Origin of the sequence: Sporolactobacillus sp. STSJ-5, assembly GCF_024385605.1 — a bacterium.
GTDB lineage: Bacteria > Bacillota > Bacilli > Bacillales > Sporolactobacillaceae > Sporolactobacillus.
On sequence record NZ_JANFOJ010000011.1, the window covers coordinates 40721 to 65185 of the forward strand.

Sequence of the window (24465 nt, forward strand, 5' to 3'; positions counted from 1 at the left end):
CGGTTGGGTGCCAAACAATCATTTTATGATGGTATCTTGATATGTCTTTTCTAGAACTGATTTAAATGTTTCTATTTCTGCTTTTACATTGAGTGCTGCCTTTTTCATATCTCCCCAAGTTTGTTTAGATTCAGTGACTTCAGTAAAGATTTTTTGCAACCTGTAATAAAGATCATCAGCAAAATTTGTTTTTTCTCCATCAAATATCCAGTCATTTTCTTTTAACAACGACATGTATTCATCGAATTCTTTTATGGAATTATCAATATTTAATCCAGCTAATTCATGGTTAGTAATAAATATAGACATACTTTTTTGAAATACGTCAGTACTCGATTTAAGCTGTGAAATCGCGTCAACCTTTTTCTTTTCTTTTACATAACCAAGTATTGCCTCTTTAGTTCGTGCAACTTCTGATTTATCCTTCTTAGTTCTAGATGCGTTAATCAGCGATATTATTGCAGCAATTAATGATACAAGTGCGGTTATTATTTGTACAATCGTCGTGAAAATCATTAGCTGCGCCCTATAAGATTAATAATCATCTCTTTTGTCAGGATTGTTGTATCATATCCCTTATAGATACTGAGCATCTCTCTGTAACGCTCGATCATTGGCCAATGACTATTAAAATCGGGATATTTTTTGTCTTCTATTAGTTCCTGGAATCTGTCCAAGTCTACAATAAAATACCGCGTATATAAAAGACATTTTACTTCATATTCATCATTGCCATCAAATCCTTTAAATTTAATGGAACCGTGTTCATTGACTTCTTTTCTGTCGTCCTCGTCAAGTTTCATATGTGAAAAAGTAATTGACCTATACATATTTAAAATGTCGATTACTTCCCTACATTGCTCCGGGGTTAATTCATCTTCGCTAACGGTTTGATTCAATATCTCTTTATAATGAAGTTGATATCCCTCTTCAAAAGCTTTTCTATCGACTTGATAATATTCTTTTTCTTCAGGATATAATTTCTCAAGAATTTTTAATTGATTAACTATCATATATCTTTGAACCTGGTTTATTTCCATATTAATCACTCCCCAACGTTTGTATTAATATAATAATCCAAGCATTGGAAAAAACATAGCACCCTCTCGGATGCCATTTTCTTTATTAATTTAAGTACCGAAGGTACGCCTGCCATGCACTTATTTACGATATAAGGATAACATAAAAAATCCAACTAGAAGTGTCGTCTTGGTGTTGTTGTTAGGAAGTCTCTTGATATTTTTTGAACAGTCCGTTGCTAATTTTTGCGTTTACGTGTTTGATCCAGTCGTAGCTGTATCCTAATTCATCAGCTATTTCAATCAGCGAATATCCTTGCAATCTGCGATAAGCAACCTTATATTCGATGCCGTTAAATTCACTCATTTTCTTTTCAATATCCCGCTTCGTTTGCTCTTTATCATTCATGATTCGGTTAAGCGGAATAAGAACATCATCCACCCGATACATTTCATCTAGCGCACGATCAAGCGGCATCATGGCTTTGGTTGGATGAGTGCCCATTTGCCAATAATAGTCGCGTTCGGTTTCTAGCTGATTAATTCGCAGATACAGACAGTCAATCTCCTTGCAGAGGTCATTGTATAATTCAAGGGGAAGTAACTTTGTTTTTGCCACGTTACCGCCCCTTCCTGCGCACGGCGTGATTATGCCGCTCAAATATTGGCTGATCCACACCCATCAAATTCTCAAGCGTCCGCCTCGACAGCTTTTCGGAACGATACCCCTGTTTTCGTGAACGATTACCCTCTGAATTGGTTCTTTTTCTGCTATTTTCGGAACGATTCATGGTATTGCCCCCTTTTGAGCAAATAAAAAGAGGACGCAGAAACAACGGCGTTTAACCGTTATTTCGCGTCCTCCAGCTGACTGGTAGAACTTTCAACCATTTATGGATCAAATGGATTTTTGAAGTTATTCCTCATGATAGGGATTTCAGGCATCTTAGGCACTTCAAAATTTAAATCTTTCATAGCTTCTAGCATCTTTTGCTTATACATACCAAGCGCTTCTCGTTCTTTTTTAGATAGTTCTCCTTTTTCTTCTTTCTCTTCTAATCGTTTCAGATCTCTATAATTTAGATTTCCTTTTTTCAATCTCTTCTTGTATTTAATCCAACCTATTATTTTTGATATCGCTAGATGAAAAATACCAAATATTTTTTTGGCGATCAAGACAATAATCGGTGACATAATTGAAGCGGCAATTGCGATTAACAATGTGTCAAGAAGCGTAATTGAGGTACTTTTATTTAGATATTCATAAACGTTCAAAACTCCTCCCCCTCGTCCCACTTCACACGCTTAACTTTGCCCTGGTGCGTCACAATGATTGTCTCCCCGTGTTCCGGCAGCTTGGTCATTCTTGCCTTACCGTCACACACCACAATGGCAAATGCTTCCTTTTTGTTTATTATATCAACATTCAGCTGCATTGTGGCAGGGTCTATCTTCATTTCTTTTAATCTCACGGTAATCCCTCCGATATGGTAAAATGAGGTATCGGTATGACTCGGAGGGATCCGAGCTTTTTTGCTATAATGGTCTTAATGGCTTGTTGAACTTTCCCAAGGATAAAGTGGCTCGAACCGCCATGCTGAAATACCTCAGCAGTTTCTTCCTCCTTATCGCTCTAAGAGAATTAAGTATTAATAACTTTTGGGAGGTGTTGCCGTTGATAAACGAAATCTTTAAGACAGCAACAGAAACAATATGGGCAATCGGTGCAAGCTTATATGCTGCAGGTATGGAAAACCCCCAGTTGAAAAGTCCTTGGGGTAGTTGAGCAAGCCATTTTCAGAACAACGATTCCTGATAAAATCCCGTCCGCGCTGCCACCGGATTGATCCACAAGACTTCTGTACGTTTTGCCCCGGCTTCTGCGTTTGCTTGAAACTCTTCCATCTTCCAACCTTCATCAACCAGCTGGTCATACAGCGGATGATGATAACCACTCAACAGTACCGGTCCCGGATGCTTGCCTAAATACTCAAGCAGTTCGATATGATCGTCTATCGTCATTTCACATGCATAATGCCGCTTGGTTCGCGTCTCAATGATGTACGGTGGATCGGCATAGATTAGACAGTCTGGACGCCGGTACCGCTCAATTAACTTCACAGCTGGCTGATGCTCAATTTGTGCATTTTTCAATCTGCCAGCAACCTTTAAAATCTTATCCGGCAGCCTGTCCCACTCTTGTGCCGTCTTAGGCCCATTTGACGAAATCAGGCTACGCCATCCAGTTCGGTCACTTGTCTTGGCTCCAATCGCTTGCCAACAGCGTACAAGGAAACGCCGGGCACCTTCCACCCCCCCTGTCATCTCGTAGGATTCGTAATACTCCTGACGGCTTAGCGGAGTGAAGGCAATTAATTTAGCCAATTCATCTGCGTGAATCCGGATCTCTCGAAACAGATTGACAACTTGCTCATCTAAGTCATTGATCGTCTCAACATCAGATGGCTGTTTGTTAAAGAACACCGCGCCACTCCCGAAGAACGGTTCTAAATATGTGCTATGTTCCGGCATGTGGCTAATGATCCAGCTGGCCATGCTCCACTTGCTGCCGGGATAGTGCAGAATGCGCGGTATGGACATTGTTCTCACCTCTCAATCGCTTCCATGCAGCAACTCTGTATTGATCTGCATCTTTACTCGCGCCTGTGCTTTGCGTAGCTCTTCCGGTATCTCTTTTGCCTTCTGGTAAAGTTCAAAATGGTATGGACAGAAATCCATTTCACGTCCAATATTCTTTGCACATTCGTCGCACATCGGAACGTCACAGGTTTCATAGTCCGGACCGTTATTTGCGCGCAACTGCTGGAAGTCCCTAATAAACATTTGTAAATCCGAATAACCGATAATATAATCGCAATACCTTGTTGCCGGTCGTTTATGACAGATCGCACAAGGATTTTTAAACGTGTCCGGATCGTTCACTTTACCCTTACTTCCTTCCATCCGTCTCTTATCCTCGCATTGAGATCGTACCGCTGCAGTGGTTCATATCTCCAAACCTTATGCCGATCTTCCATCCGAAAAAGTAAGATCCATTTTCGCCGCATGAGATCACCCCCAAGGGTAAAGCACAATAATTATTTGCGGATTTTCCAGCGTACCCACGCGGTCATGCCCTGTATCTTCAATCTCCGTATATTCATCACATTCAATGCTTGTCGGCATATACACCGGCGTCTCGCCTGACGTATCATCTTCCTGTAGCCATTTAATCAATTGATCTTTTGTCATGCCGTCACCCTCCCGACCAGGAACGGATGCAGGTAATCCAACATAATACCGTTCCTGCTCCATACCGATTCACAATTTTCCAGAAACCATTCATAAGGAATGCTTTTTCGCCCGCCGTTCGGTACCGCATCGTGCCATTTAACAAACTCTTTGATAGGCACAATGTATGTCTCTTTGTGCTTCACAAATCGTACAAGCAGGAATGCGTGTCCGCCGCAATTCCTATACCGTTCAAGGAATCTCACTTGATGATCGTGAACATTAGCAAGTGGGAAACGTGTCCGCTCTACGGTCTCCTTCGCATCAAAGGCAATGCCCTGACCATTCAAGCAGCCAATAAAGTCCACAGTGCTCTTCTTCGCTGGGATCAGTTTGCTAAAGTTGCCTTGCTTATCTCGAATAGGCTTAAAAGGTGTTGCAATCTTCTGAATCACTGCAATGCCTTTATGCTGATAAACGAGATTGCTAGATTCGATCTCGTGTTCGAGCTGCATGCCTAGATTTGCGTGTGTAGTCATCAGTCCCACGCCCTTCTTAAGCCGATCGGCGCTTTTTTCTGGCTATAAACCTTGACTAACTGCCCCGGCTTTCCAACTCGCTTGTGCAGTTCTGCAAGCTCCGTCTCCGAGAGAAAATAAGTATTAACTGGTCCATTCGCCGGATTAACAAGCGGCGTCCTCGGCTTCGGTGCTCTTGGCGGCCGTTTTTCTCCCCGCTTGGTACTCACCGCTTCCTCAGGTGTCCACTTTTGATAGTGGATCCGGTGCTGAACATTAGCTTTCGTCAGCCCGTTCTGTTCCATTTTCTCGAGCAACTCGCCTTCAATTTCGTGACCGTCGATCATGAATGGTTTGATCATCCCCATTACCTCCTTACACCAAGTTGAACACTACGTAACCAGGCTTTTGCTCAAAGTTTGTCACATAGCCAACCTGCTTGGTGATTTGAAATCCCGTATACTTTCCGACTACAAATTCCTGTAGCACTACGGTATCGCCTTCGTGGTAGTCGCGATCGTTTTCCCGAACCTCGAATCGCTTTCTACCTTCACCAACTGCTTGAAAAAACTTAGGAAGGATCTTGATCTTATGAGTTGCCATATACCCCTGCCTCCTTCATCTGTAGCCGTTCTTCCATCTCGCAGCCCTTACGCCATGCGAACAGCGTCAGTAGAGCTGAAAAGACGATTGGTGTACATATCAAAATCAATAGAGTTGTCATTCCCCTGCTCCTCTCAGATTGATTTCAAGAATTCATCAAGTTCTCGTGCACGTTGCTGTACCACTTCTGGATCTTCCTGAGGTTGTTCCTTCTGTGGCTTGTCCATCCACTCAGGTTCAATTTCCCTATGCTGCTGATCATTGGGACGATGATTTCTCTGTCGCTGTGCTTGGAATTCTTTCTGCTCCCGTTCAACATCAGACAATTTCTTAATGCCTTTTTTCGACCAATTGTTCAGAATACCAACAGCGTAGCCATAGGTTTTACCAACCTCTGCTGCCATACGAAAAGCTTTACAGATAACAGCATCTTCTAGGCCATCTTGATCAAGGTACACGACGATATTTTTACACTGCATCGGGTTGGGTTGTTTTCCAAAGCATTGATAATATTCATCGAACCAATTCTGCCGACTAACTGCAGTTGTTTGTTTTGTTTCGTTTTGTTTCGTTTCATAACTAACTAATGCGGAAACATTGTCGGAAGGTTTGTCGGAAAGGTTGTCGGAAACATTGTCGGAAAGATTGTCGGCATCTATTGCCGACAGCAATGATTTCTCGGAAACTTTGTAGGCAACCATTGCCGACAAATCATATAGTTGATAGATAGCTGACTTGCTTCCCTTCCTTGATCTAAAATCAATAAAACCTTTCATTTTTAAATCATTACGTGCGTTTGATATCGTTCTCTCAGAGAGGCCCGTCTTAATGCACAACACCGATACAGCTACCCCAAATTCTCTAAGCCATCCAGCCTTATTGTTTACGTTCGCCAATGCGTGCCATAAAGCAATTGCTGATGTGCTAAGCTGACTTGTTTCGAGCCGATCATAGAATGCATTAATCAATCGAATGTAGTTCAAGGACCCACCTCCTCACATAACTCTTGAATCAAAATGGTAAATCATCATCTGAGATGTTCACTTGGGTACCATCATTGGCAAACGGATCTTCAAAACTTGGTTCAGATTGCTGAGATTGGCTCCTGCCGGTGCTTTGATTGCCACCGCTATAGTTGTTACCACTTGCTGGCTGATTGCTAGAATGAGAGCCTTTGGGCTCTAAGAACTGCACACTGTCGGCAATAACTTCAGTGATATAAACCATGCGTTTCTTGTTGTCTTTGTAGTTTCTTGTTTGGATCCGCCCATCTACGCCCGCAAGGCTTCCTTTACTCAGAAAGTTCGCCGCGTTTTCTGCTTGCTTTCTCCAGACAACGACTGGAATGAAGTCCGCTTCTTGTTCACCATCTTGTTTCTTAAATGGTCGATTAACAGCAATCGTAAAACTCGTCACGGCAACACCATTCGGCGTATATCTTAATTCCGGATCCTTGGTCAATCTACCGACCAAAACTACACGATTGATCATTAGTGAGCTCCTTTCATGCGATATAAACGGGTTTCCCCGTTAATTCCATAATTTCTCGCTTGAATCGTGCTGCATCTGAGTTATTGTTAGAGAGATGGAGCAGCCAAATCTCTCGAACTCGTGAAAGATCATTTGCCTTTAAAAAATCTTTCACATTATCCAACGAAAAGTGAGATCGGATCAGCCTCCTTCTCATAACCTGAGGAATACGTCCATCCAGGATGTTTTGATCTAGGATATCGAGGCTGTAATTGCATTCGACCATGATGTGTGACAAGTTATTAAACTTGTATCTTATGTAGTAAGTGTCGGTTGCAAATAATAACTTCTCTCCAGATTGATTGGCCAATAGGTAGCCCAGTGGTTCGCTCACGTCATGCTGAACATCGAAGGGCATGATCGTCCAGGTTCCTAACTGGAACTGTTTCCTTGCCTCAACAGGCTTCACGCGATGCCCGGCAATGCCGAGTTTGGAGAACGTACCTTTACTCGCATAAACATCAATCGCTCCTTTCCTGATTACATCTTTTATCGCTTTTGAATGATCACCATGTTCATGAGTGACAAGACATCCGGCCACTTGGGACATGTGAAAATCGAATCCAATTTGAATGCCCTTGTAATTGATTCCTGCTTCCAGTAACAGTAACGTGTGACCATCTGTGATCTTGTAGGCATTTCCAGATGAGCCCGAAGCAAGCGGCATGATTTCAATCATCAGAACCCAGGACCGCCAGCAGCTGCGGACTTTTCAAAGTCACCTGCAGGATCATCTTCAACCCTGGTCTCTTGTTCTTCTGCTTTGGGATTATCCTGGATAGGTTCATTCTTATGAATCGGCTCAGCTTTTTCCCGATGATTCGGTTGTTCTTCCTCCTGATTACTTCCGGTTTCGGACACTTCAACATCAATCGTTTCGCGATTTGCATTCGTGGCAATTTCTTTACGGACACGTGATGTCTCACCATCGGTTTCTTCATAACTCATTTGAATTAACGCATTACCGAAATCTTTTGGAATCTTTTTGACGATGTTGTTTCGCATCTTGCGAATAATCATAGTTTCCCGGCTTTGCGGATCTTTCCATGCCGGACTGATATAGTCACTTAGTGACGGATCATCAAGAGCGTCAAGACCCAAATCTGAAGCCTTTTTTAAAAGCTCTTTTTTCTTTTTACTTATTTCTTTCTTTTGCTCCGCTGTCGCTTTGTATCTGCTTTCAGCGATACCAAACGTCTCATTCATCAGATTGTTGCTAATATGTGCAATTAGGTTTCTAGCTACATCCGCGCGTTCAGCGATGTAGTATTCAACTGTGTCGTCAGTCTTGATAATCGGATAAACAACCCGAATCACCTTACCTGTCCCAGACGGTGTCCACTTTGGCGATGTCATTTCCAAACCGTTGTAAGAAGGGTATTCGAACTTATCGTTTTCACGGATCATCCAAAACTGCTTGACTGATTTCACATCTCGTCCGAATCGGGCAAGAATGGAATCATTCCCATCTCCTTCAATGCCCATTTCAATTTGCTTTTTCCATACTTTATCTTTGCTTCCCTGGGCCTGAAATCCGACGTTTCTCAACTGGAAGTACACTTCACGTGGGCTCGCTGCAGCGTTCAATTTAAGAGCCGCAACCTGGAGCAACGTATCTGTGACATTGCTTTTATCAAGCTGCTCATCATTCCAACTAATCAATTTTGAATCTAGAACGTTATTAATCGCTGCAATTGCTGATAGTACGCACTGCTTTGAGTAAGTATCCATTTTGATTCCGCTGCCAGTCAGCTGGTTCTCAATCATTGGCGCGAACGTATCATTGATCTTTGTTAAAGCTGTTGAAAATGCCATTTAGATAACCTCCTCCGTGATCTCTGATCTGTTAACGATGCGTAATTCCTTGTCTTCAGCAGACACGATCAAGCTAACGACCTGGGCATCTGTTTCCGCGAGGTTTGTCACGGATTCACGGTTGTCCACAAAAATTGGTACCCGAATACCGTAAAACTCGGAAAGGGTTTCAATCGCATCTAGGCCGACGTTGATCCGCGCTGCATTATTTAAGTCACTGTACGGAACGCCCTCAAAAGTTATCTCGCAAACATCAGCTAGGCTACCGTTTACTTGGCGATCAAACAGTTTAAATCGCGCAAACTTGAATTTGCCATTAATCCGTGACTCCAACATATTTACTTTTGTTTCAGTAAATACATCAGTCAGGTGTTGGATATATTCGGCACGTTCGAACTTTTTGGTAAGATCTTTCTCTAATTGTTCAAGTTCTAAAATTCGCTGCTCTTGCGTCCGGTTCGTTTCAAATCGTCCAAGTACTGTTGCCAGATTAGCCTGCTGCGCTCTTAGCTTTGCTTTCTCCTCATTTGCTTTCATGATGACAAAATCAGTAGACTCACGTATATCGTTTATTTCTCTATTGATCTTGGCAATTTGGTTCCCAAATTCTTGATACTTAGGATCATCCATGACAGAAGATGTTCCAGTATTGAGCTCATCAATCTCTGCTTTTAGCGCATTAAGAGCAGCTGTTTTCTTCGATAGATCAGCCCTGGTATCCTCAACCTCGGCATTAGATACCTTGATCTCTTTTTCAAGTTCACTGACCTTGGCCATGGTATCTTTGCCTTCGTTTTGGATCGATTCCAAGCGCTGTGCCTTTTTCAAGTTAAAATGTTGTTCTGCGTGTTTCCGTGCATCTTCAACTTTTTCAGGCTGAAGATCTTGTCCACATTTTGGGCAAATGGTCACACCAGTAAAATTAAACTGTTCAGCGTTTACCGAGGCCCACTCATGGCGAAGATCCTCGGCCTTGCCTTTCAATCTGGCAATCACGTTTTGTTTTTTTAAATTGGCTTCCTCAATTTCTTTAATTCGCCGGTTACCCTTGTCGACTATTACTTTCCGATCGTAGTATTCAATACGAAGATCATCGATCTTTTTGTGTAAATCCGATTGATAACCGTTGCGAAATTCCTGTTGTTCGCCTCGGATTTTAAGAATTTTGTTCTTTAGTTCAGTGACTTCTCCACCGGAACGGATTTGAGCGATACGGTCATCAACTTCATTGATCTTTTCTTGGATATCCGAAGCCTGTTTTTCCAACTCACTTTCGCTCAGTCCACCAACATCCGACTTTGCTCGATTTGCTTCATCGATACGATCAGGAAGAGATTTCAGCTGATGATTGATATTTTTTTGCTGCTCTTTGACAATTTTCCGGTAATCCTCAATTGAGTGAGATCCAAGAATTTCTGGAAGTTCGGCCAGTTCTGGGTTGGCTGCAATTACATCTTTGTCAGCGACATTACCGCAGATGTTCAGCACCGTGCTACGACGTTCTTTCCATGGCAGCGTCTCACTAAAATAGGTAGGTGAAGAAAGAAGCTTAAAAAGCTTTTCATCGCCATTGACTAGGTTTATCACCTGCAGATCATATTCACGTTTTCGGCTGGGTACGCCGTTGATGTAATACTTTGTTTCATGGCCGGAAAACGTCTCCTTAGGAGAGTCTTTTTTTCTCGTCCACACTTCGTGAAAAACACGTTTCAGCGACAAAGCAGTTCCATTCACAGTAAATGCACCACTGACCGAAGAATCGCGATGATGAACCTGCTCACCACTTTTAAGCAACGGCTTGATTGAAAAGTCAGCACGATCGCGGCTGTCTTTTCCGAATAGGAGCCAGCTGTAACCATCAGAAATGGTTGTCTTACCGGAAGCATTCTCGCCGAAGACATTTAAGTCTTTACCATCCGCTTTAATGAACAGGTTGCGTACGCCTTTAAAATTAATGATTTCGAGTTCATCGAGTTTGATGTCTTTCATTCGTTGTGCACCTCCATTTGATTTTTCCGATCATCCCCTGTTAAAATGAAGGGGATGAATATCAACATAAATTGCCTTACCCTAGAACGCCCTGGCCGGCGTTCTTTTCATTTGCCAAGCAAACTTCATAAAGCCTTTCAATCCGGTTAACTTCACTGGAACTAGCTTGAGCCATTCCCGCGTAGAAACCTTTTTCCGCATCCGTTTGACTAAAATAGGATAAATCCTGTGCCGTTTTCAAATCTTGTTCAGCAAGTTTTTTTGTAAAAAGAACCAGTTCTGCAAAATGGCTTTTCTCCAAGTACTCACCCCCTTTTAGCGATTACGATAATATTCAGCCGCTTCTTTCACCGTCTTGAAATCGAACTCAAAATACATAGCGCCGAGCATTTTCTTCTTTTGATCCTCAGTCAAACCAACCTTTGCAGCAGCTAGCAGCATATATCCGAGCGCTGCATCATTCGACCAATCAGCCATTCAGTTCACCACGCTTCAAAATCACTTTCATTTGTGCAAGTTCTGCCATTGCCCAGCGTTCCGCTTTTACAAATCCGTTACGTCTAGCAACGTTTTTCATGTTTTCAAGCATTGTGATTCGCGCCATTACTTCTTCCATGGATTTCCCACCTCGTTTTCTTTTCTCAGATTTTCCAAGCTGTTCAAATACGCTTTGAATTGAGTCGGATCCATTCGGTATTTCAGATCATCGATGATGTCATCCCTGGTTCTTAGAACATGTGCGATCATCCATACACCTTCTCACGCTCGATCTTGATAAGCCGATCAACCGAGCTCACTGCCACTTTGTCAACTAACGCTTCATTCATCCAGGCATTCTGTATGTCCGCCCAAGGTATGTTCCAGTTCATCTCGATCGACATCAGTACGCATTCCGAAGCTTGGAATGTATCATCGATTTGCCCCGCCTTTTCCTTAATTTCCGCTATCTGTCGGTCACTAAGTTCTTGTCCTGGTCTCATATCCTTGCTGAATATCAACAATTCTTGAGCGGCCTTGATTCCTTTTTGGGCTTGATCGATGTAGTTGATTAGCTGCTGCTCAATCTTCTCGATCAACCTCGGATCTGTTGGTATTCTTGATATTCCGAAGATGTGCAATACTGCTTGTCTTGCAAGTCTGTCCTCACAGGCATCACACCATGTTAGTGCTTCATCAAGGCTGATATTACTTAGTCCATCCTCGACACTTGCAATCCTAAACCGCTGAGTGCCAATTGCTTCTGCAAGACCTGTTTTCGTTCGCATGTTCTCCTTGACAGAATATTCTCGTGCTGCTTTAAGAACCTCACGTAAAGAAGATGCCCGAAACACGAGAGCAGGCCGTTTCATGTTCGCCACAACGTTCGCCTCCGACTGATTAATGACTTGGAATAATATAGAAATATGGATTGCTAGATTTTCATCCGACGTACTGTGATCTGTCGAACTCGCTCAATGTTCTCTTCCATAAACTTGAACACCGCGTCTCTTGGAAAACGACTTTTGATTAACTTACTTCTTGGAAATCCAGGAAGACTTGTAATCCGATCAACCGTTGGCAGACTGACCTGCAACTGTGCTGCAATGTGCTGGCGAGTAAGCATCATTGGAAGATCGTATTTATCTCGGCCTTCTTGTACTCCTTGTTCATAAGCTTTCCGGCACAGCGTTTGAATGTAGTCGATCATGTCATCATTGAAATCGTCTGGTGTGAGTGCTACGCGAGCCACGTGATCGCCTCCTTTCAGTTTTGCTTAAGTGTGGCAATGGCTTGGACAATGTCCCTAACATCATCAGAGAATCCGTCTCTAGCAATAAGAATATTTGCTTGTTCTGCTAGATTTGAAACGAGTTGCTTTTCAGGCGATTTCGTGATGTAAAGCTGTCCTGATCCTGCAATTCGGAAATCTGCTACGGTTACTGGTTGATTCATTTTTGATCCGCCTCCTTTCTGTAGTGGGGTTGGTTAGTGCACCTCCTGCTCTTTATTACGCGTTTCGTGACATTGATTTTCAAAAAAAATAGTCCAGTCAAATCCCAGTGACTCAGCAATTCTTTTCGCATTATCAACAGAAGCGTTGCGTTCACCAGTTTCAATCATGGCATAAGTTGTTCTCGCTATCTCAGCACGTTCAGCAACTTCTGACTGTGTAAGATTTCGTTGCTTGCGAATAGCAAGAAGCCAATCTCTCATATTATTCACCATCCTTTCAATGACGCATATTGTGTAATTAACTTATGAACTAATTATATGTCACGTTATGTGTAGTGTCAATACTATTTATAAATTATTTACACTTATTGCGTAATATATTTAAATGTCACATATTGTGGAGTTATAATTGTCTCAATAATGTTGGGAGAATGATCTTATGCTGCTAAATGATCGACTTAGCGAATTGAGAACTGAAAGAAAATTAAGACAAGAGGACTTAGCAAGGAAGATCGGTATTGCTCGGACTACCTATGCGATGTATGAGCAAGGGAAGCGCAATCCTGATTATGATACTTTGCAAAAGCTTGCAGACTTTTTCGGGGTAACCAGAGGCTATTTACTAGGTGACACTGATAATCCTAATGAAGAAATTGACGCGGAGTTAAAAAATCTTTTAGAAGATCCTGACTTCATGGTTGCTTACAAAGAATACCCAGGCAGCCCAGAAGAAGCTAAAGAGGACTTGATTGGCTTTCTTAAGCTGATTAAAGAGCGTGATGAACGAAAAAAGAAGAAATAAAAATTTTTATCGTCATAATAGGTATTTTGTATTACAAATATACGTTCTGTTTCAGGGAGGTAATACATATGGATGAATTTGCAGAAAAGATTAAAACTTTATCAAAACGTGTTCTTCAAATTAGTGAAGTACAGACAAATGAAGAAGCAGCCAAGACAAGTGCGATCATGCCTTTCTTTCAAGCACTAGGATATGATGTATTTGATCCAACGGAATTTATGCCAGAGTTTACCGCAGATGTTGGAATTAAGAAAGGCGAAAAAGTAGATTATGCCATTTTAAAAGATGGTGCTCCCTTGATTCTCATTGAATGCAAGGCATTTTACGATGACCTTTCCAAACGCGATTCCCAACTTTTTCGATATTTTGGAACAACATCAGCCAAATTTGGTATTTTAACAAATGGAAAAATTTATAAATTCTATACCGACCTCGATGAACAGAACAAGATGGATAAAAAGCCATTCTTCACATTTGATTTGGCCGATCTTAAAGACAGTCGGATAGTAGAATTAAAGAAATTTCGCAAAGCAGGTTTTGATGTTGAACAGATATTCGATTCAGCCTCTGTACTTCGCTACAAAAGTGAAATTCGTCGAATCTTGACCGCAGAGTTAGACAATCCATCAGATGAGTTTACAGTTTTCTTTCTGAATGGTTTTTATGACGGACGCAAAACACAGAATGTGATTGATAAGTTTAAGGGCATAGTAAAAACGACGCTCAATCAGTTCATTAACGAAAAAATTAATGATAAACTGCAATCTGCATTAGATGATTCAAAAGAAGATCAACAGAACACGGCTATCGAAGAAAAGGAAGCGGAATCTGCAGTTGAAGAAGATGTACCAAAAATTGAGACCACACCAGAAGAGATAGAAGGATATGTGCGTATTAAACTACTACTCAGTGAAGTAGTTAGTGCAGATCGGTTATTCTACCGGGACAATTTAAGTTATTTCAACATTATTGTCGACAACAGTATCAGAAAATGGGTATGCCGTTTAGGACTGAATGGAACCAACAAGTGGATTCAGCTGCATGATGATGAGCAAAACACCTATAAAATTGACACATTTGATGATCTGCAAAAATATAAAAAAGAGATTATTGATGTGGTTAATAAATATATAGATTAATATACTGGGGGAAGCACTATGAGCAAATCAGAGTCATATTTTGACGGAGGACTGGCACAATATATTGGCTATCGTATACTTGGGTTTATTGTAACAATCATTACCGCGGGTATTTGCTATCCTTGGTCTTACACCATGATCTTCAGCTGGAAAGCTAAACATACGGTCATAAATGGTCAACGCTTAGCTTTTGACGGAACTGCTATTCAACTATTCGGCAATTGGATTAAATGGTGGATTCTTACTATCATCACGCTAGGAATCTATGGATTCTGGGTATTTATTAAACTTGAAAAGTGGAAAATAAAACATACACATTATGCACTTTAAACATCTTTAATAATCTACAATAGTCTGGCCCTTAAAGGGCTTTTCTTTAGACCATAATACAGAACATATGTTTCCGTGTATTGAGGTGTTGACATGTATTGCAAAACAGAACTTGAAGATTATGTTTTGTCTCTTTACAAAAGTCTTGGGCTTACTTGGCATGATGGCCCACTATTGAATGAAGTGGCAGAGCGACTGAATATCGAAATAATCCATTCCCCTTTTCACAGCCAAGCATTACGCATTGGTGGTCGTGTGCGCATTAATTTGAACATCAACCTTGAAATGTACGCAGATCAGTGGGAAACCTTCGGCCACGAACTGCATCATGCTCTCATTGATGTGGGCAATCAAGCACTCTTTCCCTTCCCGCTCAGACAGCTGCGCGAACAAAAAGCACAGAACTTTGCACTGCATTTCTGTATCCCGACATTTAGGCTTGAGCATCTACATTGGCCAGAAAGAGATGCAGCACCATTTATTGCTGAAAAATTCCGAGTAACCCTCCCTTTTGCATCAAAACGGCTGGAACAATATCGAAATCGCATTCTTCAAAACCAGATCGATGATTATGCAGCTTCTGTCGCAGAACCTGCTATTCCCTTCCAAATTGATAAATGTTGAGTGTTCGTTGCAACGTTCCTGTTCAAATGATTAAACAACTTGGCTAGTGTGACAATGAGGAGGTATGACTATGGCCAGCTTTCAAAAATATGAAACCAAACAAGGCATAAAGTGGCTTTTTAAAATGTACACAACCTACGATCCTCAAACTGGGAAAAAGAAGATGACTACTTTCAGAGGATACAACACTAAAAAGGAGGCTCAGAAAGCCGCTAGAATCGTTCAAGATAAAATAGATAAGGGAATATTAGCAGATGACAAAATTACTTTTGTTGAAGCATATAGAGATTGGTGGGATACCCACAAAAGAACACTTAAGCCTAGCACAAGATATAAATCCGAAACAATATTCAATAAACATATCTTGCCTTGCTTTGGAAAGATTCGTTTAAAACAAATCAACCAAGACTACTGCCAAAAAGTTATTGATAAATGGCGTGAAACTTTATCGATTTCAACCACAAAAGACTATAGAGGGCATACCCAGCAAGTATTTAAATATGCAATGCAACACGAATGGATTTATAAAAATCCAATCCAATTCGTCATAATTGAAAAACAGGACGAGCATTCACTAGCCGATATGGAAGATGATGAAACCGAGAATTTTTGGGATTTAAACCAATTCGAACAGTTTCAGACTCTTGCAATTAAAGAATTTGACTATCAAGACTTTATTATGTTCATAGTCATGGGGTATTCCGGATTAAGAAAAGGAGAAATGCTTACGCTTCGATGGTCCGACCTGGATTTTAAAAATAAAGTCATTCGTGTACGCAGAACCTTATTTTTTAAAAACAAGCGCGAGATCATTCAATCAACAAAGACTGGCTCATCAAAACGTGAGACCCCTTTGACAGACAAAGAAATTCAATTTCTAAAAAAATGGAAGGTCATGCAGAAAGAACATTTCTTGGAAAGAGGAATTAAAGACATCGAGTATGTTGTTTGCCGTGAAAACTTAAAGCCGCTTCGTCTTGCTGATCCCAACGAAATTTTAAATAAGTTTCTCGTCAACCATCCCGAACTTCCAAAAATTAAAGTTCATGGACTCCGCCATACCTTTGCATCAAATCTATACGCTGCCAAAGTTGATGTGAAAACTGCACAAAAATTTCTTGGTCACCGACGAATGGAAACGACGATGAACATTTACACTCACGTAGCCAAAAAGGTGAAAATTGAGGAAGCCGGAAAGTACGAAGACTACATGAAAAATGCAAAATCAAAATAAATATGGTCAAAATATGGTCACGAACCAATTTTAAAGCATCAAAAAAGCCCCTTCCGATCTCTCGGAAAGGGCTTTGAAACGTTGATAAATCAGCGTTTTGAGAACTGTGGAGCGCGACGTGCGCCTTTGAGTCCGTATTTCTTACGTTCTTTCATTCTTGGGTCACGCGTCAGGAATCCGGCTTTCTTCAAAACAGCGCGGTATTCAGGATCAGCTTCGAGCAGTGCGCGGGCAACGCCGTGACGGATTGCACCGGCTTGGCCTGTGAAGCCGCCGCCTTCTACGTTAACAAGAACATCATATCTGCCTTCGGTTTCTGTTGCAACGAGTGGTTGCTTCAGAATCGTGCGCAGTGTTTCAAGATTAAAGAATTCATCGGCGCTGCGGCCGTTGATGACAACTTTGCCTTCGCCAGGTACGAGCCTTACGCGAGCGACAGAGCTTTTACGGCGTCCGGTGCCGTAGTATTGAACTTGTGCCATTATCTATTTTCCCTCCCTGATCAACCGCGAAGCGTATAAGCTTCTGGTTGTTGTGCGGCATGCGGATGTTCCGCGCCTTCATAGACATGAAGTTTCAAGAAACATTTTTTTCCGAGACTGTTGTGCGGCAGCATGCCTTTGATTGTTCTTTCAAGCATGTCGCGCGCGCGTGTTGCACGCATATCTTGTGCAGAACGCGCTTTGATACCACCTGGAAAACCTGAGTGGTGAATGTATTTTTTCGTCAGCAATTTCTTGCCGGTTAATTCGATTTTGTTTGCATTGATGATGATGACATTGTCGCCACAATCAACATGTGGTGTAAAAGTCGGTTTTGTTTTACCGCGCAGAATGGCTGCCACTTCACTTGCCAAGCGACCAAGCGTTTGGCCTTCGGCATCGACAACGAGCCATTTGCGCTCAACATTAGCCGCGTTGGCCATAAAAGTTGTACGCACGTTATTTCCTCCTCTAAGCAAATCAAACATTCATATTCTTGTCTCATGCGCGACCCACAACCGCGTCTGAGTTGAGAGCCAATAAGGTCATTGCTCTCTCACCGTTTCAGTCATCTAATTGAGCCAATATCTTTGGGGCTAATAGTGGTCAAATTAGAAATGCCGAAGTATATCTTATAATATCTTGGCACTAATGTCAAGGCATTCGAACAATTCGTTCTTTGCTTCCTTGCTGTCAAAACGCCGCTTTAATAAGTAACTTGCCACAGAGTCAACCCTTGCGGCGGTGCCGTTGCCGAAGCGGCTTGTCTGTCGCGTCCGGCTATGATTTCCGCCACCTTGTCCGATGCGATTTTATGGGTTCCAACATCCAGAAGGGTTCCGGTTATAATACGAACCATTTGGTACAGAAATCCGCTGCCGACAACCCGAATTACCATCTCATCATCTTTCTCCTGCTGAACGGACAAATGATAGATGGTCCGCACCTTGTCCTTGACATCCGTATTTGCCGCACAAAAGCATGAAAAGTCGTGTGTTCCAAGAATCTCCGCTGCAGCCAGGTTCATAGCGTCTACGTCAAGCGGCTGCTTGATGTGTGACGTGTACGCTCTGCGGAACAAGTCCGGCTCGGGCCGTGTCAGCAGCCTGTAACGATACTCCTTCTTTTTCACATCGTAACGCGCATGAAACTGCTCAGGAACTTCCTCCGCCTGCCGCACATAAATGTCATTCGGAAGCAGACTGTTCAGTGCAAGCGGCCAGCGATCTTCAGGAATGCGCAGCGGCGTTTCAAAATGGAACACTTGGCCGAATGCATGAACCCCGGCATCCGTCCGACCCGACGCAGTAATTTTGATTAGCTGACCGTGATGCATACGCGAGAGCGCAGCCTCTATGTCACGTTGCACTGTCCGTTTTCCGGGCTGTACTTGATAACCATGAAACAGCGTGCCGTCATAGGCAACCGTGCATTTAATTTTTGTCATGACTTCACCTAAAATCGCTTAATTTCTCGTAAAGATCAGCAGCAGCGCGAGAAGAACCATTGCAAAAATTAGCAATGAATCGCGCCAGCTCCATTTCAGTTGATGAAGCTTGGTCCGGCCCGCGTCACCATGATATCCTCTTGCTTCCATCGCCATCGCCAAGTCTTCCGCTCGCTTAAATGCACCGACAAACAGCGGGACGAGCAGCGGAACAATTGCCTTGATTCGACTTTTCAGCGAGCCGGTCGTAAAATCTGAACCACGCGCAGCCTGAGCCTTGATAATTTTTTCCGTTTCCTCGAGTAATGTCGGGATAAAACGAAGCGAAATCGACATCATCAGTGCAAACTCATGAACTGGCATTTTAAGCTTTTTAAACGGATTGAGCAGACTCTCCATGCCATCGGTAATCTCAATTGGCGACGTGGTTAACGTGAGCAGCGTTGTCACCACAATAATGACCATGATTCGAATTGCAATAAAAAAAGACTGAGTGAGACCGCCCGTTGTCACGTGAAGCCAGCCCAGGCTGAACAAAGTTGTTCCGCCTGACGCGATAAAAAGATTAAGGACAAAGGTGAGCAATACAATGATCAGAACAGAGCGCAACCCTCTGTAAATGTAAGAGAACTGCATTTTCGAGAGCAAAATGCCAGCAAAGCAAAATAACACCATCAGTATATTTGTCAGCCAATTATTAGCGAGGAAAACAATGATCACAAAGAGAAAGACGCTGATCAGCTTCGAACGAGGGTCAAGGCGATGTACATACGAATCAAGCGGCACATATTGACCGATAACAAGATTAAACATGATCCTTCACCCCATTTAATATACTGATCACTGAATCAGCCGCTTCATCGATTGTGAATGCGGGTATCTTATCCTTACTCCCTGCTTTATCAAGCACTTTATTCAGAAATAACATTGTCTCCGGGATATCAAGACCGACTTTTCGAAGCAGATCTTCCTGCAAAAATACGTGCTTCGGCGAACCTGCCAGTAATGGCTTGCCCTCGCCCATAACAATAACTTGATCTGAGTAATTAGCCGCATCGCTCATGTTATGCGTGACCATGATAACCGTCAGATTCAGTCGAGAATGCAGATCATCGAATAAGCTGAGTATTTCCTCACGGCCCTTTGGATCAAGTCCTGCCGTTGGTTCGTCTAATATGATCACCTGCGGACGAACCGCGAGAACGCCGGCAATCGCGACCCGACGCATCTGTCCTCCGCTGAGATCGAAGGGCGAACGATGCCAAAATGATGACGGGAGTCCGACCAGCTGCAAGCTTTCCTCTGCACGCTTGGTCGCTTCCGCATCGGAAACGCCGAAATTCATCGGGCCGAAGCATACATCTTTGATAATTGTCTCTTCAAAAAGCTGATGTTCCGGATATTGAAAGACAAAGCCGACCCTTTTCCGCAGTTCCTTAAAATCTTTCTTCTTTTCATGCGCATGAATCACAAAATCGCCGACGGTTATTTTCCCTTCAGACGGTTTCAGAAGTCCATTTATATGCTGCACCAAGGTCGATTTTCCCGACCCCGTATGACCAATAATGGATGTAAAGGAGCCGGATGGAATACGAATCGAAACATCATCAAGGGCTCGCTTCTCAAATGGGGTCTTTCGGCCGTACACATGAGTCACATGCTCGAATGTAATGTCCATAGCTCATCCACCAACTCTTCCTGAAATAATGCTGTGTCCGACAGAGGCACACCTTTAGCTCGCAATGCATTGCGCATTTTTATTGCAAAAGGCAAATCTAGGCCAACCTTCCGAAGTAGTTCGGTCGACTTGAAAATATCACGCGGCTTTCCTTCTCGAATCAATTGTCCGTCGTTCATAACAAGCAAGCGATCAGAATGAATGGCTTCTTCAAGGTCGTGGGTAATCGAAATGACGGTTAGATGACGGTCTCTGTTCAATGCGCGTACGGTTTGGATAATTTCTTTCCTTCCTTCCGGATCAAGCATTGAGGTTGACTCATCCATAATTATAATGAGCGGGCGAAGTGCGACAATGCCTGCGATGGCAACACGCTGTTTCTGTCCGCCGGAAAGGCGATGCGGTTCACTCTTTGCAAATTGATCCATCCTTACAAGGCGCAGTGCTTCTGTCAGACGTTCGATCATGACCTCGCGTGACAAGCCGTGGTTTTCCATACCGAATGCGACATCATCCTGAACCGTCGCACCGACAAACTGGTTGTCCGGATTTTGAAAGACCATGCCGACTAAACGGCGAATCTCCCAAATCTTCTCCTCATCCGAGGTCACGTAACCACCGACATTCACCGTTCCTTTTTGAGGAAGGATCAGCCCATTAAGACATTTCGCCAAGGTTGATTTTCCTGAACCATTGTGACCAACAATGGAAAGCCACTCACCTTTATTTACCGTAAAATTGATATTTTTTAACACATAGGGCTGTTCTTCAGAATAGCGATAGGACAGATCGCTCACTTCAATGATCTTCTCCATCTAGTGCCTCCACTCCTCTCAGGGGCGCATAAATGCGTCTGCTTTTCTATGTATCGCGAATAGACAAGCCATTCGCACTCATCTCAACTCATGCTGCTCTCATGTAATGAATTATAGACTGGTCTTGAAATTAAGTACAAATGAACACTCATCAAATTTTCAGAATGTCTTCTGATTGTGCGAAAAAAGGCAGAAATCCAAGCTCATGCGAACCCGAATTCTGCCTCTCGTAAATCACTGATTATTTAACCAGTTCAATAATTGCCATTTCGGCACCATCGCCTTGACGAGGACCTACTTTCAAGATGCGTGTATAACCACCCTGGCGCTCTGCGTAGCGCTTAGCAATATCATCAAACAGTTTCTGAACCGCATTCTGATTTGCTTCCTGATCAGCAACTTCATTGCGGATAAAAGCCGCAGCCTGACGACGTGCGTGCAGATCGCCGCGTTTACCCAGCGTAATCATTTTTTCAACGATCGGGCGAAGTGCTTTTGCTTTGGAATGCGTTGTCTGAATCCGTTCGTTAATAATCAAGTCGGTCGCTAGATCGCGGAACAGCGCCTTCCTCGCAGCTGAATCCCGGCCTAATTTTGCATATGCCATTTACTTGTACCTCCTTTATTCCTGCCTTAAATCTTTCTTTTTTGCGCAAAAAAGAAAAATAATCCCTTGTCTGGTCAACTGGTTACTCTTCCACTCTCAGCCCAAGGCCGAGGTCGTGCAGCTTTTCTTCAACTTCTTCAAGAGACTTCCGTCCAAGATTCCGAACCTTCATCATGTCTTCTTCACTCTTCTGGGTCAGTTCTTGGACAGTATTAATTCCGGCGCGTTTCAGACAATTATAAGACCTTACGGACAGATCAAGTTCTTCAATCGTCATTTCAAGCACTTTTTCTTTCTTATCTTCTTCTTTTTCGATCATGATCTCAGCTTTTTGCGCCTGATCAGTCAAACCAACGAAGATATTCAAGTGTTCCGTCAGAATTTTGGCGCCCAAAGCAATTGCTTCTTCAGGACGGATGCTTCCATCGGTCCAGACGTCAAGCGTCAGTTTATCATAATTTGCTACCTGACCAACTCTAGTTTTTTCCACTTGATAGTTCACGCGTGTGATCGGTGTGTAAATTGAATCGATTGGAATCACAGCAATCGGGAGGTCGTCGCTTTTGTTTCCTTCTGCAGGAACATAGCCGCGGCCCTTCTTAGCGATCATTCTCACGTGGAAGTGAGCTCCTTCGTCGAGTGTCGCAATTTCCAAATCAGGATTCAATATTTCCACGTCACTGTCGTGGATAATATCGGCAGCTGTCACTTTTCCCGGTCTCTGAACGTCAATTTCCAATGTCTTTTCTTCATCCGAATAAAGCTTCAAGCAAAGCTTTTTAACATTCAAGATGATCGCTGTTACATCTTCCACAACGCCTTCAATGGTAGAAAATTCATGAAGCACAGTATCAAACTGTACCGTTGTTACAGCCGCGCCTGGAAGGGATGAAAGTAAAATTCGACGTAAAGAATTACCCAGAGTCGTGCCGTATCCACGTTCGAGCGGTTCAACAACAAACTTTCCATAGCTTCCGTCGTCTGCTATTTCAACCGTATCGATCTTTGGCTTTTCGATCTCAATCATCAAATATGAACCCTCCTTCAAAACGTCGATACTTCGTCAGCGCGCGTTGGCCAAAATGTTACCATTTCATATGGGCTTACGGCGTGCTTCTCAGTTTTTTTGGTGTACACGTTTATTCATAGTTGCATTATTAACAGATTAATAGCGAGCTATACAATCAAACGCGGCGACGTTTCGGAGGACGGCAGCCGTTGTGCGGAACCGGAGTGACGTCGCGGATTGTTGTCACTTCAAGTCCTACAGCCTGAAGTGCACGAATTGCTGCTTCACGGCCGGCACCCGGTCCTTTAACAGATACTTCAACCGATTTCATACCGCTGTCCATTGCGCTTTTGCCTGCTGCTTCCGCTGCAGTCTGTGCTGCGAAAGGAGTGGATTTCCTGGAACCTTTGAAACCCAAGCCGCCTGCACTAGCCCATGCAATAGCATTACCGTGCGGATCCGTAATGGTAACGATCGTATTGTTAAATGTTGAACGGATGTGTGCCACCCCGTTCTCCACATTTCTCTTAACCCGGCGCTTACGCGTACGTTGTTGTGCTTTTGCCATAAATGTTTAACCCTCCTTTACTTATTTCTTTTTACCAGCCATCGTGCGCTTAGGACCTTTACGCGTACGTGAGTTGTTTTTCGTGTTTTGTCCGCGAACCGGCAGACCTCTGCGGTGGCGGATGCCTCTATATGAACCAATTTCAATAAGTCTCTTGATGTTCAGAGAAACTTCGCGGCGAAGATCACCTTCAACGCGGTAGTGGTCAACCACTTCACGGATACGTGTCTGTTCTTCTTCAGTCAGATCGCGCACACGTGTATCTTCAGAAACGTTGGCTTCGGCCAAAATTTTCTTAGCCGTAGTCGGGCCGATGCCGAAGATGTAGGTTAGTGAGATAACTACACGTTTTTCTCTTGGAATATCGATACCTGCAATACGAGCCATACGTCAGAGCACCTCCTTTTAACCTTGTCTTTGTTTATGTTTTGGATTTTCACAAATCACCATGACAACACCTTTACGGCGGACAATCTTACATTTTTCACACATCTTTTTAACTGATGGTCTTACCTTCATTATTGAAACCTCCTTATACACCGCAGAGCAATTATTTATGCCTGAACGTAATGCGGCCGCGCGACACATCATATGGCGACAACTCGACCGTTACTTTATCTCCCGGCAAAATGCGAATGAAATGCATACGGATCTTGCCGGATACATGAGCTAAAATCTTATGGCCATTCTCCAATTCCACACGAAACATTGCATTAGGCAGTGGTTCGATTACGGTGCCTTCAACTTCAATGACATCTTCCTTAGCCATCGGCTGACTCACCCTTCCCTCTTGTTGCTGATTTTTCCATCCAAAAAATGAGCGATGGCAAAACGCAGTTTTCCGTTTGTCACGCGTCCGATCTCGCGCAGACTTTTCTGTACTTCGACAGATATATATTTTTGAAGTTCAAGATGGCTGATGTTCTTCTTTTTTGCATTGTCAAACTTTCTCTTGTCGCCATCTGCTATTTCAACAAAACGATGATCGATAAGCCGCACAATGACAAAATAAGAACCCGATTCTTTTCCCTTCAGCACACGTGCGAGCTGACCGGGAACAGGTAAAGGGGCTTGATCACTACCCATCAATCAT

Annotated in this window: 44 protein-coding genes; 5 read left to right on the forward strand and 39 right to left on the reverse strand. The window is 43.0% G+C overall.

The genetic code is table 11. From position 1 onward, the window contains the following. Positions 1–18: 18 nt before the first annotated feature. The 26 genes from NOM01_RS11110 to NOM01_RS11235 all read right to left on the reverse strand — a co-directional run bounded on the left by NOM01_RS11110 (position 19) and on the right by NOM01_RS11235 (position 12898). Positions 19–516: a hypothetical protein gene (locus NOM01_RS11110; protein ID WP_255748565.1), complete on the reverse strand. Its 498-nt coding sequence runs from the start codon at positions 514–516 to the stop codon at positions 19–21. Then, entirely contained in the window at positions 516–1040 is a 525-nt protein-coding gene (locus NOM01_RS11115) for a YfbU family protein (protein ID WP_255748566.1), read from the reverse strand. Before NOM01_RS11115 ends, NOM01_RS11110 begins: the two co-directional genes overlap by 1 nt. Before the next feature lie 181 nt (positions 1041–1221). Then, on the reverse strand, positions 1222–1638 hold the full coding sequence (locus NOM01_RS11120; protein WP_255748567.1) for a hypothetical protein: 417 nt from the start codon (positions 1636–1638) through the stop codon (positions 1222–1224). 1 nt (position 1639) lies between these two features. Beyond that, complete coding sequence (locus tag NOM01_RS11125; protein WP_255748568.1) at positions 1640–1810, reverse strand: hypothetical protein; 171 nt, start codon at positions 1808–1810, stop codon at positions 1640–1642. Between the two features lie 100 nt (positions 1811–1910). Beyond that, the gene (locus NOM01_RS11130) at positions 1911–2294 is read right to left on the reverse strand and encodes a hypothetical protein (protein ID WP_255748569.1); all 384 of its coding nucleotides are present in this window, start codon (positions 2292–2294) and stop codon (positions 1911–1913) included. After that, positions 2291–2491: an XtrA/YqaO family protein gene (locus tag NOM01_RS11135; RefSeq protein WP_255748570.1), complete on the reverse strand. Its 201-nt coding sequence runs from the start codon at positions 2489–2491 to the stop codon at positions 2291–2293. Before NOM01_RS11135 ends, NOM01_RS11130 begins: the two co-directional genes overlap by 4 nt. 325 nt (positions 2492–2816) lie before the next feature. Next, positions 2817–3620 (reverse strand): DNA adenine methylase, encoded by an 804-nt coding sequence (locus NOM01_RS11140; protein WP_255748571.1) that lies wholly within the window; start codon positions 3618–3620, stop codon positions 2817–2819. A 12-nt stretch (positions 3621–3632) separates the two neighbouring features. Next, positions 3633–3983: a hypothetical protein gene (locus tag NOM01_RS11145; protein ID WP_255748572.1), complete on the reverse strand. Its 351-nt coding sequence runs from the start codon at positions 3981–3983 to the stop codon at positions 3633–3635. A gap of 108 nt (positions 3984–4091) precedes the next feature. Next, complete coding sequence (locus tag NOM01_RS11150; RefSeq protein WP_255748573.1) at positions 4092–4271, reverse strand: hypothetical protein; 180 nt, start codon at positions 4269–4271, stop codon at positions 4092–4094. Then, positions 4268–4789, reverse strand: coding sequence for a Holliday junction resolvase RecU (locus NOM01_RS11155; protein ID WP_255748574.1), 522 nt, complete (start codon positions 4787–4789; stop codon positions 4268–4270). Before NOM01_RS11155 ends, NOM01_RS11150 begins: the two co-directional genes overlap by 4 nt. Further along, on the reverse strand, positions 4789–5130 hold the full coding sequence (locus NOM01_RS11160; RefSeq protein ID WP_255748575.1) for a hypothetical protein: 342 nt from the start codon (positions 5128–5130) through the stop codon (positions 4789–4791). Before NOM01_RS11160 ends, NOM01_RS11155 begins: the two co-directional genes overlap by 1 nt. Before the next feature lie 13 nt (positions 5131–5143). Continuing rightward, positions 5144–5371, reverse strand: a complete 228-nt coding sequence (locus tag NOM01_RS11165; RefSeq protein ID WP_255748577.1) for a DUF3850 domain-containing protein — start codon at positions 5369–5371, stop codon at positions 5144–5146. Beyond that, on the reverse strand, positions 5358–5492 hold the full coding sequence (locus tag NOM01_RS11170; protein ID WP_255748578.1) for a hypothetical protein: 135 nt from the start codon (positions 5490–5492) through the stop codon (positions 5358–5360). The genes NOM01_RS11165 and NOM01_RS11170 overlap by 14 nt, the downstream gene beginning before the upstream one ends. A 13-nt stretch (positions 5493–5505) precedes the next feature. After that, positions 5506–6354 (reverse strand): DnaD domain protein, encoded by an 849-nt coding sequence (locus NOM01_RS11175; protein ID WP_255748579.1) that lies wholly within the window; start codon positions 6352–6354, stop codon positions 5506–5508. 28 nt (positions 6355–6382) lie between these two features. Next, positions 6383–6862, reverse strand: coding sequence for a single-stranded DNA-binding protein (ssb, locus tag NOM01_RS11180; RefSeq protein WP_255748580.1), 480 nt, complete (start codon positions 6860–6862; stop codon positions 6383–6385). A 13-nt stretch (positions 6863–6875) separates the two neighbouring features. Further along, positions 6876–7580 carry an MBL fold metallo-hydrolase gene (locus tag NOM01_RS11185; RefSeq protein WP_255748581.1) on the reverse strand — a complete coding sequence of 235 codons (705 nt, stop codon included), beginning with the start codon at positions 7578–7580 and terminating at the stop codon, positions 6876–6878. Continuing rightward, entirely contained in the window at positions 7580–8716 is a 1137-nt protein-coding gene (locus tag NOM01_RS11190) for a hypothetical protein (RefSeq protein WP_255748582.1), read from the reverse strand. Before NOM01_RS11190 ends, NOM01_RS11185 begins: the two co-directional genes overlap by 1 nt. Further along, positions 8717–10705, reverse strand: a complete 1989-nt coding sequence (locus tag NOM01_RS11195) for an AAA family ATPase (RefSeq protein ID WP_255748583.1) — start codon at positions 10703–10705, stop codon at positions 8717–8719. Positions 10706–10781: 76 nt separating this feature from the next. Further along, positions 10782–11006 carry a hypothetical protein gene (locus NOM01_RS11200; protein WP_255748584.1) on the reverse strand — a complete coding sequence of 75 codons (225 nt, stop codon included), beginning with the start codon at positions 11004–11006 and terminating at the stop codon, positions 10782–10784. Between the two features lie 14 nt (positions 11007–11020). Next, positions 11021–11182 carry a hypothetical protein gene (locus NOM01_RS11205; protein ID WP_255748585.1) on the reverse strand — a complete coding sequence of 54 codons (162 nt, stop codon included), beginning with the start codon at positions 11180–11182 and terminating at the stop codon, positions 11021–11023. Continuing rightward, on the reverse strand, positions 11175–11321 hold the full coding sequence (locus tag NOM01_RS11210) for a hypothetical protein (protein ID WP_255748586.1): 147 nt from the start codon (positions 11319–11321) through the stop codon (positions 11175–11177). The genes NOM01_RS11205 and NOM01_RS11210 overlap by 8 nt, the downstream gene beginning before the upstream one ends. After that, positions 11309–11452, reverse strand: coding sequence for a hypothetical protein (locus NOM01_RS11215; protein WP_255748587.1), 144 nt, complete (start codon positions 11450–11452; stop codon positions 11309–11311). The genes NOM01_RS11210 and NOM01_RS11215 overlap by 13 nt, the downstream gene beginning before the upstream one ends. Then, entirely contained in the window at positions 11449–12063 is a 615-nt protein-coding gene (locus NOM01_RS11220; protein ID WP_255748588.1) for a hypothetical protein, read from the reverse strand. The genes NOM01_RS11215 and NOM01_RS11220 overlap by 4 nt, the downstream gene beginning before the upstream one ends. Positions 12064–12116: 53 nt before the next feature. Continuing rightward, positions 12117–12434 (reverse strand): hypothetical protein, encoded by a 318-nt coding sequence (locus NOM01_RS11225; protein ID WP_255748589.1) that lies wholly within the window; start codon positions 12432–12434, stop codon positions 12117–12119. A 14-nt stretch (positions 12435–12448) separates the two neighbouring features. Continuing rightward, positions 12449–12637: a hypothetical protein gene (locus tag NOM01_RS11230; RefSeq protein WP_255748590.1), complete on the reverse strand. Its 189-nt coding sequence runs from the start codon at positions 12635–12637 to the stop codon at positions 12449–12451. A 33-nt stretch (positions 12638–12670) separates the two neighbouring features. After that, complete coding sequence (locus NOM01_RS11235; protein ID WP_255748591.1) at positions 12671–12898, reverse strand: helix-turn-helix transcriptional regulator; 228 nt, start codon at positions 12896–12898, stop codon at positions 12671–12673. Positions 12899–13076: 178 nt separating this feature from the next. Between NOM01_RS11235 and NOM01_RS11240 the strand changes: the two genes are divergently transcribed. The 5 genes from NOM01_RS11240 to NOM01_RS11260 all read left to right on the forward strand — a co-directional run bounded on the left by NOM01_RS11240 (position 13077) and on the right by NOM01_RS11260 (position 16766). Beyond that, positions 13077–13439, forward strand: coding sequence for a helix-turn-helix domain-containing protein (locus NOM01_RS11240; RefSeq protein ID WP_370646071.1), 363 nt, complete (start codon positions 13077–13079; stop codon positions 13437–13439). A gap of 68 nt (positions 13440–13507) precedes the next feature. Beyond that, the gene (locus NOM01_RS11245) at positions 13508–14578 is read left to right on the forward strand and encodes a type I restriction endonuclease (protein WP_255748592.1); all 1071 of its coding nucleotides are present in this window, start codon (positions 13508–13510) and stop codon (positions 14576–14578) included. A gap of 18 nt (positions 14579–14596) precedes the next feature. Then, positions 14597–14908 carry a YjgN family protein gene (locus NOM01_RS11250; protein WP_255748593.1) on the forward strand — a complete coding sequence of 104 codons (312 nt, stop codon included), beginning with the start codon at positions 14597–14599 and terminating at the stop codon, positions 14906–14908. A 93-nt stretch (positions 14909–15001) separates the two neighbouring features. Continuing rightward, entirely contained in the window at positions 15002–15532 is a 531-nt protein-coding gene (locus NOM01_RS11255; RefSeq protein ID WP_255748594.1) for an ImmA/IrrE family metallo-endopeptidase, read from the forward strand. Between the two features lie 70 nt (positions 15533–15602). Continuing rightward, positions 15603–16766, forward strand: coding sequence for a site-specific integrase (locus NOM01_RS11260; protein WP_255748595.1), 1164 nt, complete (start codon positions 15603–15605; stop codon positions 16764–16766). An 89-nt stretch (positions 16767–16855) separates the two neighbouring features. Here the strand turns inward: NOM01_RS11260 and rpsI are convergent, their stop codons facing one another. The 13 genes from rpsI to NOM01_RS11325 all read right to left on the reverse strand — a co-directional run bounded on the left by rpsI (position 16856) and on the right by NOM01_RS11325 (position 24458). Then, positions 16856–17248: a 30S ribosomal protein S9 gene (gene rpsI / locus NOM01_RS11265; RefSeq protein WP_255748596.1), complete on the reverse strand. Its 393-nt coding sequence runs from the start codon at positions 17246–17248 to the stop codon at positions 16856–16858. A gap of 20 nt (positions 17249–17268) precedes the next feature. Then, entirely contained in the window at positions 17269–17706 is a 438-nt protein-coding gene (rplM, locus tag NOM01_RS11270) for a 50S ribosomal protein L13 (protein ID WP_255748597.1), read from the reverse strand. A 248-nt stretch (positions 17707–17954) separates the two neighbouring features. Continuing rightward, a complete protein-coding gene (gene truA / locus NOM01_RS11275; protein ID WP_255748598.1) occupies positions 17955–18695 on the reverse strand; it encodes a tRNA pseudouridine(38-40) synthase TruA in 741 nt (246 codons plus the stop codon). 18 nt (positions 18696–18713) lie between these two features. Next, entirely contained in the window at positions 18714–19511 is a 798-nt protein-coding gene (locus tag NOM01_RS11280) for an energy-coupling factor transporter transmembrane component T family protein (protein WP_255748648.1), read from the reverse strand. Further along, positions 19501–20373 carry an energy-coupling factor ABC transporter ATP-binding protein gene (locus NOM01_RS11285; protein ID WP_255748599.1) on the reverse strand — a complete coding sequence of 291 codons (873 nt, stop codon included), beginning with the start codon at positions 20371–20373 and terminating at the stop codon, positions 19501–19503. The genes NOM01_RS11280 and NOM01_RS11285 overlap by 11 nt, the downstream gene beginning before the upstream one ends. After that, a complete protein-coding gene (locus NOM01_RS11290) occupies positions 20349–21188 on the reverse strand; it encodes an energy-coupling factor ABC transporter ATP-binding protein (protein WP_255748600.1) in 840 nt (279 codons plus the stop codon). Before NOM01_RS11290 ends, NOM01_RS11285 begins: the two co-directional genes overlap by 25 nt. A 241-nt stretch (positions 21189–21429) precedes the next feature. Beyond that, positions 21430–21795, reverse strand: coding sequence for a 50S ribosomal protein L17 (gene rplQ / locus NOM01_RS11295; RefSeq protein ID WP_255748601.1), 366 nt, complete (start codon positions 21793–21795; stop codon positions 21430–21432). Between the two features lie 82 nt (positions 21796–21877). Next, complete coding sequence (locus NOM01_RS11300; protein WP_255748602.1) at positions 21878–22822, reverse strand: DNA-directed RNA polymerase subunit alpha; 945 nt, start codon at positions 22820–22822, stop codon at positions 21878–21880. 157 nt (positions 22823–22979) lie between these two features. Continuing rightward, the gene (rpsK, locus tag NOM01_RS11305) at positions 22980–23372 is read right to left on the reverse strand and encodes a 30S ribosomal protein S11 (protein WP_255748603.1); all 393 of its coding nucleotides are present in this window, start codon (positions 23370–23372) and stop codon (positions 22980–22982) included. Positions 23373–23393: 21 nt separating this feature from the next. Beyond that, positions 23394–23759 carry a 30S ribosomal protein S13 gene (gene rpsM, locus NOM01_RS11310; protein ID WP_255748604.1) on the reverse strand — a complete coding sequence of 122 codons (366 nt, stop codon included), beginning with the start codon at positions 23757–23759 and terminating at the stop codon, positions 23394–23396. An 18-nt stretch (positions 23760–23777) separates the two neighbouring features. Next, positions 23778–23891, reverse strand: coding sequence for a 50S ribosomal protein L36 (gene rpmJ, locus NOM01_RS11315; RefSeq protein ID WP_010024581.1), 114 nt, complete (start codon positions 23889–23891; stop codon positions 23778–23780). A gap of 31 nt (positions 23892–23922) precedes the next feature. Further along, on the reverse strand, positions 23923–24141 hold the full coding sequence (gene infA, locus NOM01_RS11320) for a translation initiation factor IF-1 (RefSeq protein ID WP_010024579.1): 219 nt from the start codon (positions 24139–24141) through the stop codon (positions 23923–23925). A gap of 8 nt (positions 24142–24149) precedes the next feature. Beyond that, positions 24150–24458, reverse strand: coding sequence for a KOW domain-containing RNA-binding protein (locus NOM01_RS11325; RefSeq protein WP_255748605.1), 309 nt, complete (start codon positions 24456–24458; stop codon positions 24150–24152). Positions 24459–24465: the final 7 nt, after the last annotated feature.

Coding starts and splice junctions, on each gene's coding strand:
- NOM01_RS11210 (WP_255748586.1), bottom strand. CDS start 11,321: ATGGAAGAAGTAATGGCGCGAATCACAATGCTTGAAAACATGAAAAAC.
- NOM01_RS11195 (WP_255748583.1), bottom strand. CDS start 10,705: ATGAAAGACATCAAACTCGATGAACTCGAAATCATTAATTTTAAAGGC.
- NOM01_RS11125 (WP_255748568.1), bottom strand. CDS start 1,810: ATGAATCGTTCCGAAAATAGCAGAAAAAGAACCAATTCAGAGGGTAAT.
- NOM01_RS11235 (WP_255748591.1), bottom strand. CDS start 12,898: ATGAGAGATTGGCTTCTTGCTATTCGCAAGCAACGAAATCTTACACAG.
- NOM01_RS11155 (WP_255748574.1), bottom strand. CDS start 4,789: ATGACTACACACGCAAATCTAGGCATGCAGCTCGAACACGAGATCGAA.
- rplQ (WP_255748601.1), bottom strand. CDS start 21,795: ATGGCATATGCAAAATTAGGCCGGGATTCAGCTGCGAGGAAGGCGCTG.
- NOM01_RS11240 (WP_370646071.1), top strand. CDS start 13,077: ATGCTGCTAAATGATCGACTTAGCGAATTGAGAACTGAAAGAAAATTA.
- rpsM (WP_255748604.1), bottom strand. CDS start 23,759: ATGGCTCGTATTGCAGGTATCGATATTCCAAGAGAAAAACGTGTAGTT.
- NOM01_RS11160 (WP_255748575.1), bottom strand. CDS start 5,130: ATGATCAAACCATTCATGATCGACGGTCACGAAATTGAAGGCGAGTTG.
- NOM01_RS11140 (WP_255748571.1), bottom strand. CDS start 3,620: ATGTCCATACCGCGCATTCTGCACTATCCCGGCAGCAAGTGGAGCATG.
- NOM01_RS11290 (WP_255748600.1), bottom strand. CDS start 21,188: ATGGAGAAGATCATTGAAGTGAGCGATCTGTCCTATCGCTATTCTGAA.
- NOM01_RS11230 (WP_255748590.1), bottom strand. CDS start 12,637: ATGAATCAACCAGTAACCGTAGCAGATTTCCGAATTGCAGGATCAGGA.
- NOM01_RS11205 (WP_255748585.1), bottom strand. CDS start 11,182: ATGGCTGATTGGTCGAATGATGCAGCGCTCGGATATATGCTGCTAGCT.
- NOM01_RS11250 (WP_255748593.1), top strand. CDS start 14,597: ATGAGCAAATCAGAGTCATATTTTGACGGAGGACTGGCACAATATATT.
- NOM01_RS11300 (WP_255748602.1), bottom strand. CDS start 22,822: ATGATTGAGATCGAAAAGCCAAAGATCGATACGGTTGAAATAGCAGAC.
- NOM01_RS11165 (WP_255748577.1), bottom strand. CDS start 5,371: ATGGCAACTCATAAGATCAAGATCCTTCCTAAGTTTTTTCAAGCAGTT.
- NOM01_RS11190 (WP_255748582.1), bottom strand. CDS start 8,716: ATGGCATTTTCAACAGCTTTAACAAAGATCAATGATACGTTCGCGCCA.
- NOM01_RS11245 (WP_255748592.1), top strand. CDS start 13,508: ATGGATGAATTTGCAGAAAAGATTAAAACTTTATCAAAACGTGTTCTT.
- rpmJ (WP_010024581.1), bottom strand. CDS start 23,891: ATGAAGGTAAGACCATCAGTTAAAAAGATGTGTGAAAAATGTAAGATT.
- NOM01_RS11110 (WP_255748565.1), bottom strand. CDS start 516: ATGATTTTCACGACGATTGTACAAATAATAACCGCACTTGTATCATTA.
- rpsK (WP_255748603.1), bottom strand. CDS start 23,372: ATGGCAAAAGCACAACAACGTACGCGTAAGCGCCGGGTTAAGAGAAAT.
- rpsI (WP_255748596.1), bottom strand. CDS start 17,248: ATGGCACAAGTTCAATACTACGGCACCGGACGCCGTAAAAGCTCTGTC.
- NOM01_RS11325 (WP_255748605.1), bottom strand. CDS start 24,458: ATGGGTAGTGATCAAGCCCCTTTACCTGTTCCCGGTCAGCTCGCACGT.
- NOM01_RS11255 (WP_255748594.1), top strand. CDS start 15,002: ATGTATTGCAAAACAGAACTTGAAGATTATGTTTTGTCTCTTTACAAA.
- NOM01_RS11215 (WP_255748587.1), bottom strand. CDS start 11,452: ATGATCGCACATGTTCTAAGAACCAGGGATGACATCATCGATGATCTG.
- NOM01_RS11285 (WP_255748599.1), bottom strand. CDS start 20,373: ATGGACATTACATTCGAGCATGTGACTCATGTGTACGGCCGAAAGACC.
- NOM01_RS11150 (WP_255748573.1), bottom strand. CDS start 4,271: ATGACAAAAGATCAATTGATTAAATGGCTACAGGAAGATGATACGTCA.
- NOM01_RS11145 (WP_255748572.1), bottom strand. CDS start 3,983: ATGGAAGGAAGTAAGGGTAAAGTGAACGATCCGGACACGTTTAAAAAT.
- infA (WP_010024579.1), bottom strand. CDS start 24,141: ATGGCTAAGGAAGATGTCATTGAAGTTGAAGGCACCGTAATCGAACCA.
- NOM01_RS11260 (WP_255748595.1), top strand. CDS start 15,603: ATGGCCAGCTTTCAAAAATATGAAACCAAACAAGGCATAAAGTGGCTT.
- NOM01_RS11170 (WP_255748578.1), bottom strand. CDS start 5,492: ATGACAACTCTATTGATTTTGATATGTACACCAATCGTCTTTTCAGCT.
- NOM01_RS11115 (WP_255748566.1), bottom strand. CDS start 1,040: ATGGAAATAAACCAGGTTCAAAGATATATGATAGTTAATCAATTAAAA.
- NOM01_RS11185 (WP_255748581.1), bottom strand. CDS start 7,580: ATGATTGAAATCATGCCGCTTGCTTCGGGCTCATCTGGAAATGCCTAC.
- ssb (WP_255748580.1), bottom strand. CDS start 6,862: ATGATCAATCGTGTAGTTTTGGTCGGTAGATTGACCAAGGATCCGGAA.
- truA (WP_255748598.1), bottom strand. CDS start 18,695: ATGACAAAAATTAAATGCACGGTTGCCTATGACGGCACGCTGTTTCAT.